Source organism: Rosistilla ulvae, assembly GCF_007741475.1.
Taxonomy (GTDB): Bacteria; Planctomycetota; Planctomycetia; order Pirellulales; family Pirellulaceae; genus Rosistilla; species Rosistilla ulvae.
Genome location: NZ_CP036261.1, coordinates 4659641 through 4682705 on the forward strand (window position 1 = coordinate 4659641; position 23065 = coordinate 4682705).

The following is a 23065-nucleotide window of genomic DNA, read 5'->3' on the forward strand; positions in this document are numbered from 1 at the left end:
GCGGTCTTACTTCAGCCCCGCTCCCTGCGGTCGCCGGCTGAGCGCTCCGCGGACGCCGAGGGTGCCGGGGTCGCGAGCGATCTTGTCGGCGAAGACGCGCGCGTCGTCGACGATCGGGCGAACACGAGCTGTCAGGTTTTCGATGTTGCCGGCGATCCGCCGGACCTGCCAGTAGAGTTCGTCGTCTTCGATCAAGCGTTTGATCGTCCCGTCCCCTTCGTTCAACTGCTCCGTAAAGTATGCGACTTGCACCAAGACTTGGTCCAGATTGTTGAGACTTCGCAGCACGTTGGCGACCAATTCGTCGGAGTTGTCGGCCAGCGGCGTGGTAAAGCGTTCGATGTTGCGAACCGTGCGGTCAACCGACTTGACCGTATCGTTCACCGAGTCGCCGACGTTCTCGAAGCTTTGGATCGCTCGTTGAGCGACATGCATCGTCTCTTGCGCATCATCTAGCAGTACCGGAAAGCGATCCAACGACGCCTTCAACTTCTCTTTCATCTGCGTGTCTTGTAGGATCGATTCGACTTCCGCCGCCGTCCTGCGGACCTGCTCCAACGTCTGCGAGGTCTGTTGCGCGATCTGCTGGACCTGCGTGCCGTCTCCCTTGAAGAGCGTTTTGACGTTCGATTCCAATTGCGAAGCCAGTGAGTCGACCGACTTGCCAGCGTCTTCGATCGATTTCAGCGTGCCGCGAAACTCCCCTTCGAGACTCATCAGCACCGCAAACGGATCCGATGAAACCCCGTCGGTCACTCGCACGTAATAACCATCCTCCGGAACATACTCTTGCGCAAACGCAGTTTCCGTCGGCTGCAAGACCCCGTCGGGCGGATTGTTCACCTTGCCATCGAACAACTCCAACAACTGCTTCTCATTGGCTTTGACAAACTCGATGCGAGCTTCTCCGGTGACCAACCGCTGCGAACCGATTCGCGGAATCTCGTTTTTGTGGATCGGATATTTGGCATCGATCATCATCATCACGTCGACACCGTCGGCACCGAGTTGGATTTTGGTGACGCGACCGATCGGATAGCCGTACTTCACGACGGGCGTATCGACATCGATCCCGGCGACGGTAGGGAAATTCGCGGTGATTGGATATTCTTTCTTCAACAGCACCGGATAGGCACCGAAGATGAACATCAAGATGATGGAAACTCCGATCGACGCGAGCACCAGCACGCCAACGCCAAATTCAAGTCTGCGATCGTCCATGATCTTCTATTTACCTTGTGCTTAAAAAAAGTTCCGTCGAGCCATCGTGCGCGCCGCCGGTCGGTATCGACGCGGCGTCGCGTAAACCACCGCTACTGAACCAAAGGCGATTCGTCGTCGTCTTCGTTTTCAAATCTGTCGTTGTCCAACTGCTCGTCCATCTCTTCACTCAGCTGCCGCATCTCCATCAATCGCTCGCCCGCTTCGCCACGTACAAATTGGCGGACGCGACGATCTTCAAAATTCTCGAGCGATGTCGGCGGGCCATCGAACAGGACCTGGGATTCGTGGTCCTTCAAACGACGACGCGGATATAACATGATCACGCGGTCGGCAACTTTTCGGGCGGTGTTCATGTCGTGGGTCACGATGATGCTGGTAACGGGATACTTGCGACGCACACCAAGCATCAATTCATTGATCACATCGCTGACGATCGGGTCCAAACCGGTGGTCGGTTCGTCGTACAAAACCAGATCGGGCTGCAGGATCAAAGCCCGCGCAATGCCGACCCGTTTTCGCATCCCGCCGGACAGCTGAGCCGGTCGGCGGCGAACGATGTCATCGGGCAGCCCAACTTCCCCCAACGCCCGTAACACAAGCGGTTCCACCTGATCGGCATCGACGACGTTATGCTGCCGCAGCGGAAAGGCAACGTTCTGTCCAACGGTCATGCTGTCGAACAGCGCGGCGTTCTGAAAAACAAAACCAATCTTCTTGCGAAAGTTGACAGCTTCTGCCGGTTTCATCGCGGCGATGTCTTGGCCATCGAAACGGACGATTCCACGCGACGGGCGCACCAGCCCGACCAAAGTCTTCATCAAAACCGTCTTGCCACAGCCACTCTCGCCGATCAGCGCCAACGTCTCGCCCCGCGGAATCTTCAGATTGATTCGCTTCAGGACGTGATGCCCCGAAAGCTCGACGTGCAGATCCTGCGCGTCCAGCAGGTACTGACGGGCCGGCGGTTCTTCGGGCAATTCGATCGTTTGGGTGTCCGAATCCATCACAGTAGCGAAGCTCCCGATGGCCAGAATGCGAAGTAGATCATGTTCAACAACCGGCCCAAGACGAGATCGAGGACCAGGATCATGACAAACGAATGGACAAACGCCGACGTGGCTGCTTTGCCCACACCCTCGGCTCCCGCTTCAGCTTGAAAACCACGGTAGCAACTGACCACAGCGATCACGGCACCGAAGAACAAGCTCTTAAAGATCCCAGTGAACAGGTCAAACCCTGTCACGAATTGACGTGAATGGTTCAGGTAAGCCGCGTGATCGATCCCCAAAATCACGACGCTATAAAAATATCCGCCGACGATTCCCATGAAGTCGGCCATGATCGTCAGCGCCGGAATCAACATGATACAGGCGAGAAACCGCGGCACGACAAGATAATGAATGGGGTCGGCCCCCATCGTTGCCAAGGCATCGATCTGCTCGGTCACTCGCATCGTCCCCAGCACCGCTGCCATCGCGCTGCCGACGCGTCCGGCCAACATCGTCGCCGCGAGCACCGGCCCCAGTTCGCGGACCAGCGTCATATTGATCACGCCGCCGAGCCGACTTTCCAGACCGATCGATTGAAATTGGTAGTAGCTGTTTTCGGCTAAAACCATCCCGATGAAGGTTCCCGTCAACGCGACCACCGGCAGGCTCAACACGCCCACCTGGTAGAAGTTCGGCAGAATCGTCTCCCGCCGCGGCAGCGACGTAAAGATCCACCGCAGCATCTGCAGGGTGAAGTTAGCGATCCCGCCGACCGTGCTGATTCCCGAAACCACGATCTTGCCCCAGTCGGATGCCCAATCGCGGAGCCCGGCGCGCATCCCTTGCGGATGAGCGGAATGGCGTTGCGAGCGGCTAGCAGCGGATGGCATGAGATCGCGTCAGAATAAAAGGTTCCCGGCGATCCAAAAAAACTCGCCGTGTTAGTTTGTATCGGTTGCACCGACTTTGCGGCTTGAGGTGAACCGACCGGTTGTGCCGGCCTATCTTTGCGGCGGGGCGAACTCCAGATGGCTGGAGCGACGCTAGCAATGCTGGTCGCTGCCGGTCGACTCTGATACAACAGGGCAAACCCGCGTTTGATGTTAGACGCGACGGGGCGAATAGACCTTTGAAAGGAACCTGACGTGGAAAAGTGGCCAATCGGAGTGTTTGCATCGGTCGATGCAGGCTTGGGCGTTCGCTGGGAAGTGATCAAAGAGTTGGGTGTGCCAACGATTCAATTGCACGCACCGGCAGCGGAAACGCGAACCCAGGCCAACGCTGACAAATTGCTCCGTCAGTTGAAGGAGATGTCGGTCGAATTGACCGCGGTTTTCGGCGGCTTCGAAGGCGAGAGCTACGCCGACATCCCGACCGTTGTGGAAACCGTCGGCTTGGTTCCCGAAGCGACGCGGGCAGCCCGGCTGCAAGAGATGAAAGAGATCGCCGATTTTGCCAAATTGATCGAGTGCGATGTCGTCGCGCTGCACCTTGGATTTGTGCCACACGAAACGACCGATCCCGCCTATGAAGGGATCGTCACCGTGATGCGCGATCTATGCGATCACGCAGCCAACAACGGCCAACGCGTTCACTTGGAGACCGGTCAGGAAACCGCCGACGGTCTGCTGCAATTCCTCTCCAGCGTCGATCGCGACAACCTGTTCGTCAACTTCGATCCCGCCAACATGATCCTCTACGGTACGGGCGAACCGATCCCAGCGCTGCAAAAAGTGGGCAAGTACGTCCGCAGCATCCACTGCAAGGATGGCACCTGGAGCGACAAGCCGGGTGAAACCTGGGGTGCTGAAGTGCCACTGGGTGAAGGCCAAGTCGACATGCGGAAGTATCTGCAAACGTTGAAGGAGATCGGTTACACCGGTCCGTTGACGATCGAACGCGAAATCCCTGCCGAACCCGAGCGTCAGCTGAAAGAGATCGGTGCCGCCGTTGCACTGCTGACAAAGCTGAAGAGCGAACTGTTGGCCTAATCGGTCCGCGTTCACTTCCCAAGGCCGTCCAGCTTTCCGCTGTGCGGCCGATGGCTAATTCGAGTCCGCGTGGTTGGCGTAATACGATCGCAACCGCTGCGGGCTGACGCCCAACGCAAATGCGATCTGCAAGCCGAAGTTTCGGAATGTCTGTCGCAGCACGCCCTTGTGTTGCCAGCGACGCGGATCGACGTAGACCGGACCGGACAATAACAGCGGCCTGGCGATCCGCCGCAATCGCTGCGACAAGATCAGATCTTCCATGATCGGTTCGTCGGGAAAACCACCGACTTCATTGAATCGATCTCGCCGTACGAAGATCGCTTGATCGCCAAAGGGCAAGCCGCGCCATCGAACCCGCCACGCGTTGCCATATTCCAATAACCGGAACCCAAATCCGGCGGCTTCGATCCGCTGGCCCAACGCTCCGCCCCATCGCTCGGGATATTTGCTCATTGCATCGCAGACCTGTTGGATCGCCGCAGGGGCCAGATGATTGTCGGCGTGCAAAAACAGAAGCGTCCTCCCGGCGGCAACTTTCGCGCCGGCATTCTGCTGCGCCGCACGACCGGCTTGGCTTGTGAGCACCTTGGCTCCAGCGGCCTCCGCGATTTGCGTCGTCGCGTCGTCGCTACCGCCATCGACGACGATCACCTCCCCAGCCGCCGTCGCCGACAGAACGCAGCGCTCGATATTTGCGGCCTCGTTTAGAGCGGGAATGATCACCGAAATCTCGGCCGGTGTCATGTTCGGTCCGCCGCCTTCCAACGGCTGTACCCCATCGGCGCGAAGACAAGAATCGGTCCCCAGGCTCCCATCGCCGGCGAGATCAGGGTCTCGCTGGATCCGAGACCGTTGAACAACGTTTTGACGAAGAAGAACATCGCGATCAGTCCCAGGCCCCACCCCGCGACGACAAACAGGTTCTTGTCGCCTCGCGTCACCACCAACGGCAGCCCCAACAACACCAGGCTGATATCCAACCAAGGGCGAACGATTCGCGTGTGCAACATCACCTCGGCATCGGGCCCCGAATAGACGCTCGGATTTTGAATGTTGCGGACCAATTGAAGCGTCGACGACAGCCGGTCGGTATCGGCTCCGGAGACCAAATGTTCGAATTCGATGTTTGAGACGACGAAGCATTGTCCCGGTTCGAGCCAGGGATGATCGGCCCGCGTGAGCACAAATTGTCGACCGCCAAATCCGGCCGATGGGATCGTGTCGACGTTTTCCGGCTGTGTCACGCTGGAGACCAAATAGCCGCCGGGATGTTGATCCGAAGCGTCGGTCCAGACGGCCTGTTCACCGACGATCTGTGTTCCGAAGCCGGGAATTTCCGATCGAATCATCAACGCCGGAGCGACGATTTCTTTTCGGACTACGATCACACCACGACCATGAAACTGGATCCCGGTCATCCGGTCGTAGCACGGTTTCAAGGCGCGTTGCACTTGGCCAGTCAAATCCTGGGCCTTTGTTCCCAGTTGGTCTTTCCAATTCGGCATGCATAGCTCGCGGTTGAAGACGGCCACGATGATCACGATCACAGCGGCAATCAACATCGGTCGCAAGATCCTTCCATGCGACAGACCGGCGGCCAACAGGGCAGTCATCTCCCCGTTACGTTTTAACACCGCGACCGAAAAGACCAACGCAAAGACTGCCAAAATCGCGTTGGTTGCATCGAAGATCGCCAGCAAAAAGGGACCGTAATAGCCAACAAAAGCGTTTACGAAACTTCCCTGGCGGCGCGCGTATTCAGCAAGTTCTTCCATGTTGTTGAACGCATGAAAGACAACAAAAATTCCAGCCAGACTACAAAAACAGATCAGCAAAGTCCGTAGATAGGTCGCCAGCAAATATCGATCAATCCGTGTCATCACTGTTATCCAAGCCATTGCGCCGCGATTTGCTCAGCGGCGTCCATTCGCACTCCGCCAATCAACGTGATACACAACTTGGCCAGCCAAGTCACGGGCGAATTCAAATCAGCCCAGGGCGAATCCGTTTTTCAACTCGAGCTATCAGCCGCGATACGCTAGCACGCGATTCTCCCGGCCTCCAGAGACGAAGACGTGGCGATAGTCTTTCGCCGACACCAAACCCGATTTGCATAGGGAATTCGCCCCTGCGTTCTCACGTTCCCCCTTGCGACTCACAATTGCAAGCATTTCAACGCCGCAGCTCGACCGTGCCGCTATGGCAATTGAGGGCGCAATTCGTGCCCAGCATCATCGACCGGGTAGAGCGCGTCGTGGGCCTGCAGTTGCGCGATCAGCCCCTGCATCATCCGCGTCAGTTCCTGCGGATGCGATTCCGCCAGATTGGTCGATTCAAACGGATCGTCCGCTAGGTTGAACAATTCGTAGTGGCCGCCATCGAATTGCACGAAGCCGCCGGTGGTCTTTTCATTGGGGAGCGTGTGATAGACGACTTTCCAATCGCCGTCGCGCCACGAAGTGAAATAATTGCTGCGATGCGGCCCGTGGGGATAGTGCATCAGAAACTGTTCCTTCCGCTGCGGATCGGGCTTGCCAGTCAACAGCGTTTGCAGCGGCGAACCGTCGACAACGTGACCACGGGGAGCAGGGGCGTCGGCGAGCTCGAGAATCGTAGGAAACAGGTCCTGGACCGCGGCGACCTGGCTTTGGATTTTCCCTGCGGGAATTGGTAAGCGTTCCTGCATCGATTGGGTCGAATCGGGTTTCGCCCAGGCGGCGATGAACGGTACCCGCATGCCTCCATCGTAATGGGCTCCCTTTTTGCCCCGCAGCGGCGCCGCGCAGGCGACCTGATGCTGATCGCCAAGTGGCGCGTCGGAGCCGTTATCTCCGAGAAACAAGACCAACGTATTTTCGGCGATCCCCAGTTCGTCGAACTGGTCCAACATATCGCCCAACGATTTGTCCATCCCTTCGATCAACGTCGCAAACGCTTGAGCCTTTGCTGGTTTCCCCGAGTCCTTGTAATGCGCTGCGAAGCGCGGATCGGAATCGAACGGTGCATGAACCGCATAATGCGAGAAGTACAGATAAAACGGCTTGTTACCACCCGCCGCTTCGGCGACCAATCGCTTCGCTTCCAAAGTCAGCGCTTCGGTCAAAAACGTATCGCTACCGTGATACTTGTCCAAGTGCGGAACGGCATGATGCTTGCGTTTGTTCAACCGACCGTAGCCCTCTTGCGCATAATAGCTGCCGGGCGCGCCAAACGCCGCCCCAGCGACGTTGATGTCGAAACCAAGGTTCAACGGATCGGAACCCTTATGCCCTTCGGGCGCGAAGTGCGCTTTGCCAACGTGCATCGTCTTGTATCCGTTCGCACGCAGGACTGCCGGCAGCGTGACATCTCGCTCGGTCAACCCGCCCCAATTCCAATCGGGGGCACCGTGCGGACCAGCATTATTTTTCCGAGGGTTGATCCAGTTGGTCGATCGATGGCGAGCGGCGTTTTGGCCCGTCATGATCGAATTCCGTGTCGGCGAACAAACGCTCATCGCGTAAAAATGGTTGAACCGAATCCCCCGCTGCGACAACCGATCCATATTCGGTGTGCGATAGAAATCGTTCAACGGATAAAGCTTCGGATGGCCCTGATCGTCGGTCAAGAACGGAACCGAAGTATCCATCACCCCCATATCGTCGACCAAAAAGACCATTATATTGGGACGTTCGCTGGCAACGCAGGCCGCCGCAGGCAACAGCCCAAGCATCAGCCCAACAATCGCGGGGGTTTTCATCATCGTTGAAGACTCCGACACTGTTCTAAGAAGAAGGGGGATCGTTCGGCCCCCAACACGTCGGTCTATTGTATCTCGTTGAGCGGACGAAAACAGAAGATGGCAAGTGGGACCACAGGCATAGCCCAACGCTTAAACCCAAGCCAATCACAGGGTTGTGCCAGGCGTGCCGTTCGCCAAAGAAGCACAAACGTACCGGCTAATCGCAGTACCGTTCAACGAAGGAGCCTCGTACCGTCGCAAGAATTAGCGGTGGGTTGTAGTGGACGAGGTTACGAGCTGTCGATTACCCACAAGTCATTGGTCTGGTCCGAAGGCTTGCCAGCAGAGGGCGAAGTCGAGCATTCGCCGCGTGCCTCGCCAGATCACTTCGGCTCCCGGCGGACCGTCGCCTTCGCGGTGATTGTAGCCGCCAAGGGTCGCAAGGACCGGGATGAATTGTGACAGCTCAGGAGCTTGCTTTGGGGGAGGCGTCTTTTCCACCACTTTCCAGACCGACTTCCATTCCGCTTCGCTGAAGACGACATCACAGGGAAGCTCTGGACACTCGCGGCCTAAGAAGGTCACAAACATGATCCGCCATGCGATCACTTTGTAAAACATCAACGCGCGGATCAGTCGGTCTCTCGCTTCGAGTTGAATCTCTTCGACCCGGCAGCCAGTTTTGAAAACTCGAAAGAATACTTCGATTGGCCAACGAGCCACATACAAATCCACAATCCGCAGCGTCTGGGAAATCGTGTCGACCGGCAGAGAACTCAGTAACAGCCAGTCGACTTCGGTTCCGTCGCCTGGGCCATCGATCTCGCTCACCCAAACGACACTGATCTCGACCGGCGGCATCGAAGACTGCTTGTTGTGTGGCGCACGAAGAGTCATCCGCTTCGCTCGAATTTCTAACTTCGCAGTGCGTGCTTCACGGCCGGGGTGTTGTTTGTTTCCTGATCCTTTGGTTCGCTCGGGCGTTTGGGGAAGCTGGACTTCGCGGTAAGCGACCGGCTGGGCGGATGCGATTTCGGCACGCATTTTCTTATAAGCCGCAGGCCCGCCATCGGGGTCTTTCTCCGGCAACGAGCGTTTTCGCTGCGAGCGAATGACGAACTGAGCCGGTGTTTCATGCTGATCGGCTTCGACGAAAATGTCGTAGATGTCTCCTTCGCGATCGGCCAGCGAAACGATCTGAGTTTCAGGACATTTTCCGGCGATCTCGCAGGCCTTGCGGTAACCATCGAGCCATCGTTGCCCTTCGCCGGTGTGTAGGGGTTGGCCTTCTCGCTTCTTGCTGGTGCCGAGCGCTTCTTTGTCGCGATCGTAGAACTTAACACCGACCACCCCGAGACAAAGTTTCTCCGGCGTGAAGGCGATGTGGGAATGATCGTAAAGTCCACGGCGGCCTAAGCGATCGAGATTGCGGACGCCTCCGGGCGGATGCGCGGTGTAGTCCAGTTCGGTGGTATCTTGTGCGATGCAAACGGTGTCTTGGGCTTTGATTCGTTGGAGTGTCTTTTCAGCGTGAGCCCCGAGAATGGCTTCGGGATCGACGTTGGGGTTATCGAATAGACGGTAGGCGGCTTTGGTTTCGTCCCAGCCACTGCAAGCTTCGTTGATACTGGCCGAAGGGTTGGCCGCCAGCGAGGCGAGCAACGCTTCGGCTCGATCGTTGAGACGTTTGTCTCCAAGTTGAATATCTTGAAATTCGTATGCGATACTGGTCGGTTGCATGCTTTCACCTTGAGATTTCATTGTGCAAAATGAAATACTACAAGCGCAAATACCGTGCCAAAACGAGCTATTTTTGCGGCGACTTGTGGGTAATCAACAGGAGGTTACGAGTCCCAGCGATTTGGTCTGATGCAAAAGGACTCGTAACCTCGTCCACTACGCTTCGTTGAACGGTATTGCGGCTAAACGATCACAGATCGACTAGGTCGCCTGGCGAAATGCGAATTGCCGATCGAGCAGCCAGCCAAAACCAAGCGTTAGGTGCGCGAAGCAAACTGTTCGGCGTATTCGACGACCCATGCGTCGATCAGCCGCTCGAACTCGCTCAAATCGGCTTCCGTCAAATCGACGAAGTGGCTGCGATTGAAGACCTCTTTGTTCGACACGGTCCCTTTGCCTTTAAGTTCCAGGACCATGTACTCGTTCAGCGGCCGGATCGTCATCTCCAGTCGGCTGAAGCGATTCGTGCGTCGGCCACGCTCCATGCTCAGGTCGTCGCGACCACATGCGGCGCCCCAACCCTTTTCGCCGAACAGCGTCTCGGTTTGGAAGCCGGGAAAGTGGCTCGCGAGTTGGGCGACAGCCTTTTCGATCCGATCCGAAAGCGAGAGTCGGTAGGAGCTGTGCAGATGCCGCAGCTCCTCTTCGCTCATCGCTTCCTGTTTGGCGGCCGCCTGCTCGTGCAATCCTCGCTGGCGGCCACGTTGGATGGCCGCGTCGAGACGATTCGAGAAATCCTCACCGCTCATCAGTTCCCCTTGTTGGCTTCGGCGTTGGCCGAAGCGTTCTCGTCGGCGGGGGACTTAGCGTTATCTACCTCTTTGGGCAGTTCGACGGTTTGTGGAGCAGCGGCTTCGGATTCCGGAGCCTTGTCGCTTGCGGGAGCCGTTGCTTCGGCAGCTGCAGGTGTGGCTGCGGCCGCTTCGCCGTCGGAATTTTTCGATTCCTTGGACGCTGCAGCAGCAGGTTTTACAGGCTCGGTTTTCTCTTGATAGAACTGCATCAAAGCGCCGAACGATCGCAACGGTTCTTCGCCCGTCTTCATCGAATCGGAGATCTGCTTCTCGGGTTCTTTGGAGCTGGTGACCGTAAACGTCCGTGGCTGAGGATTGCGTCCGCGTCCGCGATCATCTCGCCCGCGTCCACCACCATCGCGACCACCGCGTCCGCCACCATCTCGGCGCGGTCCGCCGCGTCCGGATTGATTCGATCGGTCGCCTTGACCACCACGACCGCCGCGACCCGATTGGCCGCCTTGGCCACCACGACCACCTTGGCTGGGACCGTTTCCAGCGGATGCTGGCTGACCGCCCCGGTTCCCCGCAGGCCGCGAACCACCCCGTTGCTGGCCACGATTTCCGTGGTCGCGTTGTCCACGCTCGCCATCGCGGCGAGCACGTGCATCGGCCGCAGCTTGCTCTTCCGCTGGCGACATTACCGACAGTGCGACGCGTCGGCGGCCCGATTCGATCGCCGTGACATAAGCGTTCACAACATCGCCCACTTGGACAACTTCGTGAGGATCTTCGACGAAGCCTTTCGACATCCGACTGACGTGGATCAGACCGCTGCAATCGGGTCCCAATTCAACGAAGACGCCAAACTTGGCGACGCCGACGACAACCCCCGAAACGAGATCGCCCGGCTTCAGATTGTCCAATTTTGGAATCAAAGGCATCAATGCGACAGGTGCCAAATCGACCTTCGGTACCGAAAACGGTTCGCACAACCAGTGAACGATTTGGTTGACGCGATGGCGTCCGACCTGCCATTCCTTGATCACTTTGTCGACTTTGCTCCGTTCGGGCAGCGGATGCTTTGGCATCGGCAACGCCTCGGCCACCGCGACAACGGGCGGCACGGCATCGGTCTTCTCGGCGAATCCTTCGACCGCCAAACCATCTGCGTCGGCTGCGGTTTCGCCCTCCGCAGGTGCTGTTTCGCTTTCAGCATCGGCAGGCGTTTCAGCCGTTTCGGCAGCGGCATCACCCTCTGCGGCGGCTTCGTTTTCGCTGGTCGCCGGATCGGCGGCGGGGTGCGTGTCGACAGCGGTCTCGGCATTTGGTTCCGATTCCTCGCTGGCTTGTTCGGCCGCAGGTTCGTCGCTCGGTTGGCTGTCGGCCTCGGGCAACGAGAAACCTTCCGCGTCGGCTTCATCCGCATCGCCTGTCGCGACACCGATGACATCGACTGGGGCGGGTTCTTCGCTGGCCACTTCGGCGACCGGAGCGACCTCATAATTTGGCGGCTGATATCCGGGAGGTGCCGATTCGGGCATCGGGATATCGACAGCATTGCACAGCTTTTCCGCCAAACCGTAGTCGTCTGGATGAATCAAAGTTGCGTCGAACGCCTGCGATCCGCCAAAGACTCGCAGGAACGGGACCATCTGCCGACGATCGGCTTCGGACAATTCGCCCAGTTCGGTCAATTGGTCGCGCGAGGTGAACAATTCCTCGCGGCGTCGGAGATCGATTGCCTTGGCAAATTCGCGCGTCACGCCGGGCAGCTGGGTCAGCCATCCGATGTCGTCGCTGTTCAGATCAGCTCCCTTGGCCGCGATCCCACTGGTCATCACGCTCAGCAGCGATTTCGCCAGCGCGGGCTCATCGAGTTCGCGTTGGTAGGATGCCAACCGCAATCGCGGATAATCGATCTTGGTGTAAGCGGAGATCGGATCGAGCAACTGCATACCGATCCAAGCGGCGGCGCGGAAACGCCGCGGCGTTTGACGAAGCACCGGATCGCTGGCATCGGCCGATGCGAACAGATCGGCACCCGATCGATCCGCCAAGGTCCAGTGCAAGCTGCCCGCTTGGGTTTGCTTTAACAGTTCGGTCAACGCGATCAAGCAATTGCGACGCGCCGGTCCATTGCTGATAACGATCTTGTCGACATGGTACTGATGACACAGTTCGCCAAGCTTGGTGACCATCTGTTCGCGCATCGTCTTGGACAACTGGCACGGCACGTCTTCGGTGTGCAACAGTTGCCCGTTGCCGTCGAGAACAGCCAAGGCGGCAGTCCGCGGGCCGACGGCGTCGATAGCGATCAGACCGCGAGCGGTGGTTGGTTCTCGAAGCACCAGATCGCGGAAGCTGTCAGCGATCACATCGACCAGACGTTCCGCAGCGTAATCGAGCTGGCGATCCCAGAAGGCTTCTTCGGCAGCGGCACACAGCGATGCTTCGGCAGCAACCGTTGCGGCGACCAATTGGTCCGCAAAGTGAGGGTTCAATCGAGCGACCGATTTCTGCAATTGCTGCATCAATTCGCCGCGGTTGTAATCGAACGACGCCTCGACGACGCTGGAACGAAGGCCGCGAGCCAACATCAGAATTTGGAACGCCGACAATTTGTTCGGTGCAAACTTTTTGTTCGCCAATGGCTCCAGAACTCCCACCAACCAACGGCGCCGCCGTTGACGTGGAGATACCTTTTTCTTGGCCCGCTTGGCGGCATCCTGCTGCTTCGCTTTGGTCGACGAATCCCCCTTGGATCCCTTCTTTTTCTTGGCTGGCGCGTCCTTGGACCAAGTTTCCAAAGGAACGGCATCCGCATCGGGTGCTTTGGCTTCCCCATTGACCACGGCGGCTTCCGGTTCGCCATCCGCTTGCGCCGGGGTAGCTTGAGCGTCGGCAGTCGCGTCGGCCACGCTACTCTCTTCATTTGGCGCCGGCTGGGTGTCGGCAGCAACTGGTGCTGCTTCGGTCGATTCGGCTTGCGCCGTCTCTGCAGCGGCATTGGTCGCTTCAGTGGAATCCGTTGCGGCCGGTTCGGCTGCCTTGGCCGCCGCTTCGTCTACCGCAGGCGTTTCGGTTGTAGCGGCTTCAGTTGCGACAACGGCATCGCTTGACGTCGTCGCATCGGCCACCGGCGTTGCCGTTTCGCTGGCCTGAGCTCCAGCGGCAGGGCTGACGCTTCCAGGTTGGCTCGGCTTGGCTTCATCGACTTCCTTGGCCGGTTCCTCCGATTCGCCGTGTGGATCGAAGACCTTGCCGACCTTGATCTTGGCGTTTCGCATCAGCCAACTGGTAGCGATGCCAATCAGTTCTTGATTGTTGGGCAGCTCGCGTTGCAACGTTTCTTCGAAACGGCTGACCGCTGCGCTCGCTTTGTTCTCTTCTGTCCCCAGCAATTCGGTCGCGATCGCTTGAAGATCCGCGGAATCGTTCTCTTGCGGGTTGAGAACACGAATCACCAACCGCGACGCATCGTCCAGGACGCTGTTGCGATTGCGAATCAGACGGGTCAGGCGATCGAAGTGGCGTCCCGAATCGGCCATCCGAATCGCTTTATCCAAAGCGGTATCGACACAGACCGAACGTTCGGCCAGCTGGCGCAGTTCCGCGCGACGTTCCTCGATCGACTGTTCTCGCGAAACCGCACCGTGCAACAACCACAGAGCATTTTCGGACAGTCCGTTCAATTCATCGCGGCGGTAGCGTGCCAAAAACGGCGGCAGGTAGCCTTGGCGAATCAGTGGTAAAGCAATCTTCAAGCTTGCGGCATCGCACCCGGTCTCGCGTGCGATGGCTTCAATTTCAACAGTCATGCCTAAGAGGCTCATATGGGGCGTGTGGCGGGGCCCTTCGCCACGGGGGAGGTGCATCAACCAAAGGGATTGAAAATCAATCCATCAAGTGGGCTTCTAAAGAGCTTTCGGAATCTAGGGTTTCGATCGCCGAATGTCAACCGATCAACCCGAATTGGCCCCCGTTTGTTTCGATCCAAACGTGGGGTGCGGAGACGCAGGCGCTTTAGGCATTCTTAAATTCGAGACCACGCATCGTCGATGTGCCGCTGGCGAACTGATCGACCGGAAGGCCTTGGTCCTGCAACAGGCTGACGTAAAGATTTGGCAGCGGGTAGTTGTTTTTCGTGTCGAACGCCAAGTGTTGTCCGTGTCGGAAGCCACCGCCAGCCAACAGCACCGGCATGTTCTGGTTGCTGTGATTCGACGCGTTGCCAAGGTTGCTGGTTAACAATACCGAGGTTTGGTCCAACAGCGAATTGCCTTGATCGTCGGTCTGTCCCAACGAGCGGAGGAAATCGCCCCAAGCCGCGATGATCGCGGTTTCGACGACCGCCAGTTGCTCCAGCTTTTCTTCGTCCAAGCCGTGGTGGCTGAGCGAGTGGTAGCCTTCTTCGACGCCGGGCAACGGTACGACGCCGCCGCTGCCGCCGAGATGGTAGACGATATAACGCGTCGAATCGGTCTCCAGAGCCATCCGAATCATATCGCTCATCAATCGCTGACGGCCGACAAAGTCGTTGCCGTTGCCGATATCGATGGGGCGTTTCGCGTCGACTTTTGGCTTCGGACGCAGCGCCCATTCCTCCGACGCCGCCATGCGAAGCTCGAGATCGCGGACGCTTGTGAAATAGGCATCCATGCGGTCGCGATCCGACGCTCCCAGCGAATTCGACAATCGCTTGGCATCGTCCGACACGAGGTCCATGATGCTGCGGCCCTCGCGAACTCGCTGGGCTTGTTGGTCGCGAGCGGCCGGCGAATCGTCGACAAACAACTGGTCGAACAGCCGCGAGGGGCGGTCTTGCGCCGGGATCATCGATCCGTTGTCGGTGTACGACGGGCTATTGCTGCCGCTGCTGCTGAGCACCAACGATGGGAATCGCGTCTCGCCGCCGAGATGCTTGGCCATGTATTGGTCCAGCGAGATCGAGTTCCGACCGCCGCCGCTGGCACCGACGTTGCGAGCCGTCAAGATGCTCGCTTCAGCTTTGTGCCCGCCGCCGACCCCAGGGTGCGAACTTCCCGAGATCACGGTGTACGACGAACGCAGGTCTTCGATCGGTTTCAGGTAGCGGCTCGGCTTAAACTCCTTGCCCGCTTCGGCTGGATTCAGGTTGGGGCCATGCAGTCCCAGTCCCAGCGTCATCGCGACGAAGCGTTTGGGCGGACCTTGGTTTGTCGTTGGATCGGCAAACGCCGACTGCATCGCTGACAGATGGGGAATCGCCAGGGAGACGCCGGTGCCGCGCAACATCGTTCGGCGGGGCAAGCGTTTGCGAAAATTGAACTCGATCGATGAAAACATCTTGATTCTGCCTCGGGGTCAACGTGCGTTATTTGTTTAGAAACAAGGGGCTGGTGATCGTCGCTTCGATCAGCGAACGGAATCCATATCCGCTGTCGGCGGTCTGTTGAACGATCTGGTCGACAGCTTCGCGATCTGCGAATCGCGGATGTGCTCCGGTGCCGAAAGCGATCAATTTACCAACCACATTGGCTGCCAATCGTTCTGGATTTTCGAGCACCAATTCTTGGAAACTCTGCAAATCCTTGAACTCCCGTCCGTCGGGCATCGTGAATCCGGCATCGATCGGCGGCATCTTGTTCTTTTTGCGTGGGTTTCCGTATTTGGTTCGCCAGCGGCCCGAGGGATCGAAGTTCTCAAGCGCGAAGCCGGGTGGATCGATATCGCGGTGACACGACGCACAGGATGCGTCGGAGGTGTGTTTTGCTAACAGTTCGCGAATCGATTTCGCTCCCCGCACGTCCGGTTCGATCGCGGGAATGCTCTCCGGCGGCGGTGGGATTTCGCGGCCCAACAATCGCTCCGAAACCCAGACTCCACGGATCACCGGCGAGGTTGTCGTGCCGTTGGCGGTCACTTTCATAATCGATCCGTGCGTCAGAAGTCCACCGCGATGAACCTCTGGCTTCAACGCAACTCGCTCCAACACATCCCCTTTGACTCCATCGATCTTGTAGTAACGGGCCAGGCGGCTGTTGAGGAACGTGAAGTCGGAATCGATGATCAACCCGATCGGCAGGTCTTCTCGCAGCATCTCTTCGAGATAACGATGGGTTTCGTCGAGCATCGATTGCTGCACGATGACATCGAAGCCGGGGTAGAGCCTGCGGTCGGGTTCGGTGAAATCGATCAAGTGCAGATCGAGCCATTGGTCGGCGAGGTCGCGGATGAATTGTCGGCCACCGGGGCCCTCCAACAAGCGATCGATCTGCTGCAGCAGAACCTCGCGATTCCGCAGCTTGCCCGCTGCCGCCAGCTTCATCAGTTCCACATCGGGGCTCGAACCCTGCAGCATATAACTGAGCCGCGTTGCGATCGCATGATCGTCCAAACGCCCCGGCTGTTCCTGGAAGTAGAGAAAACGGGGCGAGCAGAGGAGCGCGCGATACCCGGTCTTTAATGCCTCGATCGGATCGCCCGAATCATCCAGCGTTTGGTGTGCCATCTGGACGTAAGGGACTACATCCTCCCAAGGAACGGGGCGACGGAACGCGCGGCGAGCGAACAGAGCCATCAGCCGTCCGATCTCTTTTTTGGGATCGTCCAGCTTAAGTTCGGCTTTCGCCGGATCTTGGTTGGTTTTTACGGCGTGTTTGCCAAACAGAAACTGTTGCACCTGGGCGTCGTCGGCGTGGGGATGGAAGCGTTCGACCTCGATCCAATCGATCGCGACGCCCGGGACGTCCTGTGGTCCCCCTTCGCCGGTACCGATCTGGCCATTTGCAAACCGCCCCGCCTTGAGCGTTAGGTCGCCGGGACGAATCTCCAACATATCCCCTTTGTTCAACCAAGCTTCGACGGTCGTCTCCTTGGGATCTTCGGTCGCTTCGAACGCGCCGACCCACGCCAACAAGGGAGCGCTGGAAACGTTGCGGCCGCTGCGAATCGTGCACCAAACGCCGCCATTGCTCGGCGATTTTAATGCCGACGCACGAACGGTGAACCGGTACCAACCGTCCTGTTTTGCGGTGGTCGCGGGGATCCGACCGTAATAAATGACCCGCCCGCTCCAAACGACAGCCTTGCCGTCGATAAGTTCCGGTTCGCGAGTCCGCGATTTGGGTCTGGTGCGGACAATTTTTTCAGCTGGCAAGCGTTTTTTCCATTCGTCCGGCGGCGTCGTTGCGCGGCGGAAGGCTTCGTCCAACGCGAGGTCGACAACTCGCAGATGCTGTTCCAGCTGGAAATGCGACATCGACTGCGATTCGACGATGTTCGTGAAGCCTTGCGTCCGCTGTTCGTCGGCCATCGCAAGAGTCAGCGGCAGATCGATCCCCAGCAGGTCGTGCAGGGAGCGTTCCAATTGCAGATTGGTCAGCTGACGGACTGGGACGCGGCCGTTCCGCTTCGCCGAGGCGTTTTGCTGGTCGCGAATCCAACCGCCCAACGCTTTCACAAACTCTGCGGCGTGATCCGCCTCGACATCGGCATCCTCGGGAGGGGGCATCTCGCCAGCATGTACCCGTTCGATGATCCGCACCCAGCGGTTGGCCAGCCCGGTCGTCTCGACCGAACGCTGCAGCGATTGCAGATCCAACCCCGCCTCGGCGTTGTCAGGACTGTGGCAATCCACGCAATGAGCGGTGAGGAATTGATCGATCGCCGGTGGGAGAGCGGCCGACAAGCATGGGCCTGTCAACAAACCAATCAACAGCGCGACGAGTGGACGTGGAGAGACCATTTCGATACCAGGTGAAACGAACGATTGCAAAAGGCGGGGGGGATAGACGCATATCTCCAGATAGAACGAGCGTCCGATCAAAATGTTGCGTGGGGCTGAGTTGCATTATACCCATACCAACGATTCCAGAAACCACAAAACCGCACGTCGCTCTGGGCGAATACCGCTGGCTGTCGACCGATACCTCGAATGGAAAATGTGACATACCCCGCCATGTCGCCCCACGACGCGAAATTTCTCAAAATTTAGCAGGCGGATCGAGAACGTTTTGTCCGGCCCTAAACCCCGCCAGTTGCGGGGCCAAGCCGCCGTGCGCTTCAGCAGAGTCAAAATAAGTTCCAAAAAATTTGGATACAAACGGCGCGCGGGAATTGTTTGTCGGCTGCAGACGGGTAACCTACCCCCAACCACCCGAGCCCACCCATCCGGCGCACACGCACCGGCCGGACAGCAGGGTGTCATCTCAAACCAGGCAAACACCCCGACGGCGAGATTCGGACTGAAATCGAGCTCCAATGCAACGGCTGGGGCGTTCCACGATCCAAGGCGGCAAAGCGATTATGTTTCAGAGGGAATCTGGCGTAAGGCGATCGAAGTGCAATGCGCGGCGACAACGTCAAAACGGACTTGAGCGACTGGAATCAAGGGCACTACTGGCTGGCGATGCGCTCCTTGAATTGAAGCTGCAGGTGACCCAAGACGGCCAATCGATCCTGGATTCGCAGCGACAGTTTGCGGTTGCGGTCGGGGATCGGTTCGATCTGGAATTGCAATACGACGACCAGCGGCAGGGGTTTTTGGAGAATGTTGCGCTAGGTGCGTTTACCGTCTACGCCGATATCCTTGCCGAAAATGCACACGCCTATCGCCCCGTGCTCAGCGAAACCCAGATCCTCTCGCTCGGTGAAAATTTGATGGATGCCGATGGAGGATCGATTCAATTGATCGGAAACGGCCGCACCGCAACGATCCCATTCTCTCCAAACGGTGGAACTACGCCCTCGTTGTTTCTCGGCATGGAACAGGCGATCAAATATGCCATCGAGTCGCCCGAAGGGCTCGATATGGGCCCCGATTCGGTGACGGTGTTTCAGACCGGTCGCGAACCACGCAACGCCAACGGCGACGTCGGTTCGGGCGATCCATTTGATTTGATCGTTCGGTTTGTCGGCGAAGACTACAAGTTCGTCGACGCCCCCAACCTCAGCATCGACACGTCGGGGCTCACGATGATTGACAACGGACCGTTTCCATCGGCGGAAGTCCGCGAGATTCCCATTTTTTCCGACCCAGAATCCGAAACGGTCAACCCGCAAGCCTTCCTGTACAATCTGGATGCGCGCAGCGCAACGCTCAACAACCAGATCATCTATGGCAGCCTGAGTTCGGGCGCATTCGACCCAACATCCATCGAAGTCTTCGATGAACTGGGGGGAACCGGTCCGCTGCAATCGAACGGTTTGCGAGATGTCGCGGCCAATATTTTCGGCGTCGGTACCCCGGCTTACTTCGATTTCATCTCTTCGATTTCAGACGTCGAGGTGTTCAGTATCGAACTCGAAGCAATCGCAGCCTCTAAAAACGTGAACTTCACCCTCGACCCCGCCGACGGCGACCGGAACGAGCTGTCGGTGTATGGCATCGACGTTGCGTTGACACCCGACCAAGTCTTGATCGATCTAGTGAATGATCCCGCCACTCCCGAAGACGATCGATACGGGATGGCATTTGGAACGATCGTGGAAAGACCGTCGGTGATCGTTGCTCCCATCTCCGGCTTGCAGACCAGCGAATCGGGAGATTCCCAAACCTTTGCGATCTCGTTGGGGTCACTCCCCTTATCCGATGTGGTGATCGATCTGTCCAGTTCGCACCCCGCCGAAGGGAGCCTCTCTCACACGCAGATCACACTGACTCCCGAAAACGCAACGACGCCACAGATCATCACCGTCACCGGCGTCGACGATTCGATCGACGATGGAGATGTTAGCTATACGATCATCACCAACGCGATCGTCAGCGCCGATCCGTTTTATCACGGCTTGAATCCCGACGACGTTGCGTTGGTCAACGTCGACGATGACCATTGGGGGATAAACGTCTCGCCCGCGTCGGGGCTGACCACTTCCGAATCGGGAGACAGCGACACGATTGCTGTTGTTTTGGAATCTCAACCGACAGCCGATGTCAGCATTGAATTGAGCGTCGCCCAATCCGACGAAGCGTCGTTGTCGACCAGCGGATTGACATTTAATTCCAGCAATTGGAACGTCCCGCAAGTTGTTACCGTCACAGGCCGAAACGACGATGTCGACGATGGGGATGCACTTTTTACGGTGATCACACACCCCGCGGTCAGCGCCGATCCGCAGTACCATCAAACCGATCCCCACGACATCACTGGCGTCAATGTCGACGATGACGTCGCCGGAATCAGCGTCTCTCCCACCTCGGGATTGCTGACTTCCGAAGCGGGGCAAAGCGATTCGTTTCAGATCGTGTTGGATTCCCAACCGCTTGCCGCCGTCAACATCCCGCTGTCGATTTCCGACGCCAGCGAAGCGAACCTATCGACATCCGAATTGATTTTCACCCCCGAAAACTGGGATACACCGCAGACCGTTACTGCGACCGGTATCAACGACGATCTCGCCGATGGCGACACCAGCTTTACGATCCTCACCAGCGCAGCACGCAGCAACGATTCCCGCTACGACGGCATCAATGCCTTGGACGTCACCGCCACCAACCAGGACGATGACGTGGCCGGTCTCATCTACAGCGGCGTGAATTCGCTTGTCGTCGACGAAGCCGGAACGCTGACGGCATCGTTTTCGATCGGTCTGTCGGCGATTCCATCGGCCCCCGTCACGCTGAACCTTTCATTGAACGATCCGAGCGAAGTGAGTTTGTCGCAAACATCGATCGTCTTCACCCCCGAAAACGGAATCCAACCGATTACCGTCGACATCGCCGGCCTGGACGATCGATACGATGACGGCGATGCGGTGGTAACGATCATCACTTCGACACTGACCGGCGATCCTCGTTTCGCCGGCTTCGATCCGGCGAACATAACGATCACCAATCTCGATGACGACACCGCCGGCATCACCGTCGACGTCCCCAACACTCCAACGACAACCGAATCGGGCGACTCGTTTACATTCACCGTCGCGCTGAACACGATCCCCACCGGAACGGTGACGATCCCCATCGCGTCATCCAATACGGGAGAAGCGACCGTCGACCAGGCCTCCTTGATCTTCACCCCCGGCAATGCGTTGACGCCCCAAACGGTGACGGTTCGCGGCGTCGATGACGCCGTGCTCGACAACGACCAACCGCTGAACATTCTGTTAGGCGATGCAATCTCGACCGATCCAAATTATCAGATGGCTATCGATACCATCGCGGCGACAAACTTGGACAACGAATTGCCCCCTCCCGATTCCGACTTCGGTGACGCACCCGCCCCCTACCCATCGCTGCTGGCAGACAATGGGGCGCGGCACCTCGGCAGCTCGCTTTTTTTGGGAACCGCGCCGACCCTGGAACGTGACGCAGGCCTAACGATTCAGGCCGATTCATCCGACGACGGTGTGACCTTTGCAACCGGGCTGATCGCATCGGATTCGCAAACGACGCAGGGGAGTCTTCGTGTCGAGGCATCGGCCAACGGCAAACTGGATGCCTGGATCGACTTCAATCAAGACGGCGACTGGACCGACGCGGGCGAACAGATCGCGACCTCGCTGGCAATGCAACCGGGCACAAATTTTGTCCCCGTCACAATCCCTGCCGGCGCCGATCATGGAACGACCTACGCCCGATTCCGGATCAGTTCCACTGGCGGTTTGCCCAGCGTGGGGGCAGCGGCCGATGGCGAAGTCGAAGACTATCAGGTCCAATTAACCGACGGTGCGGCACGAGCGGAGGTGACGATCGACACGGCATCGGGCGACACCGTGATCCAACGCATCGACGAACAGATCGTCGTCTCACAAGGCGCGAACGTGCTCTTCTCCGCCGACCATCAACTCTTTGGCGCGCTGCAGATCAATGCTCCAGCGACCGGCGACACGTTCCATCTGGGCGATCTGGGACCGACCGACAGCCAGATTCGAATCGATGGGGGCGATGGCGACGACACGCTGACCCCGACCGATCCCGATCGTAACCTCGACCAAGGAACGCTGGCAGGTTTGAAGCGTATCGAAACCATCGATATCGCTGGCAACGGCAGCAGCGTCGTCGTCTTGGACGCGGCGACGGTCTCCAGTATTTCCCCCACAACCAACACGTTAACACTACGAATGGATGTCAAAGACATTCCAATATTTCAAGGGGATTGGACCGTCAGCGGACACGAGGTGGACGGCGATGAATTCGTCCAGGTCTTGACGCTTGGCAATGTCACAGTGCGGTTGTCCGGTGGCGGTGACTGGACCAACCCGCTGATCCCACTGGATGTGAACAACAGCGGAGAGATCACCCCGATCGATGCTTTGCAGATCCTGAACCAGTTGTATCGTCGGGACATGATGGTGGGGAATTTCGGCTTGGTCGATGCGGCGGGTCTAAGCGAAAACTTCCCCGGTAAATACTACGACACCAACCGCGATGGACAATTGACGCCTGTCGATGCACTACGAGTGATCAATCACATCGCCAGGAACAATCTGCGTGCCGGCGAACAACAGATGCTGATTCCACCAGTGCCTGCCGCGTTGCACGCCGATCCCGAAACGATCGACGAAATCGTTTTCAGTACCATCGGCGAACAAGATGTCGATCGAGTGCTCGGACAGCCTTCAACGGAAATCCGGTTTCGGGTCGATCGCCCCCACGAATCAACGCCATCCAAACGCGATCAAGACCCGAAGGAACAAACCGATCCGTTGGAGATCGCGCTTGCCCAGTGGCCGCTTTAA

At 58.0% G+C, this 23065-nt stretch carries 13 protein-coding genes; 2 read left to right on the forward strand and 11 right to left on the reverse strand.

The window, feature by feature from the left end:
• Positions 1 to 6: 6 nt before the first annotated feature.
• The 3 genes from EC9_RS16425 to EC9_RS16435 all read right to left on the reverse strand — a co-directional run bounded on the left by EC9_RS16425 (position 7) and on the right by EC9_RS16435 (position 3052).
• Positions 7 to 1221: an MlaD family protein gene (locus EC9_RS16425; RefSeq protein WP_145346861.1), complete on the reverse strand. Its 1215-nt coding sequence runs from the start codon at positions 1219 to 1221 to the stop codon at positions 7 to 9.
• A 92-nt stretch (positions 1222 to 1313) separates the two neighbouring features.
• Positions 1314 to 2228: an ABC transporter ATP-binding protein gene (locus EC9_RS16430; protein ID WP_145346863.1), complete on the reverse strand. Its 915-nt coding sequence runs from the start codon at positions 2226 to 2228 to the stop codon at positions 1314 to 1316.
• Positions 2228 to 3052 carry an MlaE family ABC transporter permease gene (locus tag EC9_RS16435; protein WP_246106144.1) on the reverse strand — a complete coding sequence of 275 codons (825 nt, stop codon included), beginning with the start codon at positions 3050 to 3052 and terminating at the stop codon, positions 2228 to 2230. The genes EC9_RS16430 and EC9_RS16435 overlap by 1 nt, the downstream gene beginning before the upstream one ends.
• Before the next feature lie 306 nt (positions 3053 to 3358).
• On the opposite strand from EC9_RS16435, the gene EC9_RS16440 reads away from it, so the two are divergent.
• A complete protein-coding gene (locus tag EC9_RS16440; protein WP_145346867.1) occupies positions 3359 to 4204 on the forward strand; it encodes a sugar phosphate isomerase/epimerase family protein in 846 nt (281 codons plus the stop codon).
• A gap of 54 nt (positions 4205 to 4258) precedes the next feature.
• On the opposite strand, the gene EC9_RS16445 is transcribed toward EC9_RS16440, so the two are convergent.
• The 8 genes from EC9_RS16445 to EC9_RS16485 form a co-directional block, all read right to left on the reverse strand.
• Positions 4259 to 4951: a TIGR04283 family arsenosugar biosynthesis glycosyltransferase gene (locus tag EC9_RS16445; RefSeq protein WP_145346869.1), complete on the reverse strand. Its 693-nt coding sequence runs from the start codon at positions 4949 to 4951 to the stop codon at positions 4259 to 4261.
• Complete coding sequence (locus tag EC9_RS16450; RefSeq protein ID WP_218934194.1) at positions 4948 to 6087, reverse strand: LptF/LptG family permease; 1140 nt, start codon at positions 6085 to 6087, stop codon at positions 4948 to 4950. The genes EC9_RS16445 and EC9_RS16450 overlap by 4 nt, the downstream gene beginning before the upstream one ends.
• Positions 6088 to 6404: 317 nt before the next feature.
• Positions 6405 to 7949 carry a sulfatase gene (locus EC9_RS16455; RefSeq protein ID WP_145346873.1) on the reverse strand — a complete coding sequence of 515 codons (1545 nt, stop codon included), beginning with the start codon at positions 7947 to 7949 and terminating at the stop codon, positions 6405 to 6407.
• Between the two features lie 294 nt (positions 7950 to 8243).
• Positions 8244 to 9689, reverse strand: coding sequence for an IS4 family transposase (locus EC9_RS16460; protein ID WP_145346875.1), 1446 nt, complete (start codon positions 9687 to 9689; stop codon positions 8244 to 8246).
• 236 nt (positions 9690 to 9925) lie between these two features.
• The gene (locus EC9_RS16465) at positions 9926 to 10417 is read right to left on the reverse strand and encodes a hypothetical protein (protein ID WP_145346877.1); all 492 of its coding nucleotides are present in this window, start codon (positions 10415 to 10417) and stop codon (positions 9926 to 9928) included.
• A complete protein-coding gene (locus EC9_RS26590; RefSeq protein WP_218934195.1) occupies positions 10417 to 14223 on the reverse strand; it encodes a S1 RNA-binding domain-containing protein in 3807 nt (1268 codons plus the stop codon). The genes EC9_RS16465 and EC9_RS26590 overlap by 1 nt, the downstream gene beginning before the upstream one ends.
• A 205-nt stretch (positions 14224 to 14428) precedes the next feature.
• Positions 14429 to 15730, reverse strand: coding sequence for a DUF1552 domain-containing protein (locus tag EC9_RS16480; protein WP_145346879.1), 1302 nt, complete (start codon positions 15728 to 15730; stop codon positions 14429 to 14431).
• Between the two features lie 28 nt (positions 15731 to 15758).
• Positions 15759 to 18131, reverse strand: coding sequence for a DUF1592 domain-containing protein (locus EC9_RS16485; protein ID WP_145346881.1), 2373 nt, complete (start codon positions 18129 to 18131; stop codon positions 15759 to 15761).
• Positions 18132 to 18820: 689 nt separating this feature from the next.
• On the opposite strand from EC9_RS16485, the gene EC9_RS16490 reads away from it, so the two are divergent.
• Positions 18821 to 23065: a GEVED domain-containing protein gene (locus EC9_RS16490; protein ID WP_145346884.1), complete on the forward strand. Its 4245-nt coding sequence runs from the start codon at positions 18821 to 18823 to the stop codon at positions 23063 to 23065.

Excerpts from the sequence above, each read along its gene's own strand:
- EC9_RS16425 (WP_145346861.1), bottom strand. The coding sequence starts at position 1,221 with ATGGACGATCGCAGACTTGAATTTGGCGTTGGCGTGCTGGTGCTCGCG.
- EC9_RS16430 (WP_145346863.1), bottom strand. The coding sequence starts at position 2,228 with ATGGATTCGGACACCCAAACGATCGAATTGCCCGAAGAACCGCCGGCC.
- EC9_RS16435 (WP_246106144.1), bottom strand. The coding sequence starts at position 3,052 with ATGCGCGCCGGGCTCCGCGATTGGGCATCCGACTGGGGCAAGATCGTG.
- EC9_RS16445 (WP_145346869.1), bottom strand. The coding sequence starts at position 4,951 with ATGACACCGGCCGAGATTTCGGTGATCATTCCCGCTCTAAACGAGGCC.
- EC9_RS16450 (WP_218934194.1), bottom strand. The coding sequence starts at position 6,087 with ATGACACGGATTGATCGATATTTGCTGGCGACCTATCTACGGACTTTG.
- EC9_RS16455 (WP_145346873.1), bottom strand. The coding sequence starts at position 7,949 with ATGATGAAAACCCCCGCGATTGTTGGGCTGATGCTTGGGCTGTTGCCT.
- EC9_RS16460 (WP_145346875.1), bottom strand. The coding sequence starts at position 9,689 with ATGAAATCTCAAGGTGAAAGCATGCAACCGACCAGTATCGCATACGAA.
- EC9_RS16465 (WP_145346877.1), bottom strand. The coding sequence starts at position 10,417 with ATGAGCGGTGAGGATTTCTCGAATCGTCTCGACGCGGCCATCCAACGT.
- EC9_RS26590 (WP_218934195.1), bottom strand. The coding sequence starts at position 14,223 with ATGACTGTTGAAATTGAAGCCATCGCACGCGAGACCGGGTGCGATGCC.
- EC9_RS16480 (WP_145346879.1), bottom strand. The coding sequence starts at position 15,730 with ATGTTTTCATCGATCGAGTTCAATTTTCGCAAACGCTTGCCCCGCCGA.
- EC9_RS16485 (WP_145346881.1), bottom strand. The coding sequence starts at position 18,131 with ATGGTCTCTCCACGTCCACTCGTCGCGCTGTTGATTGGTTTGTTGACA.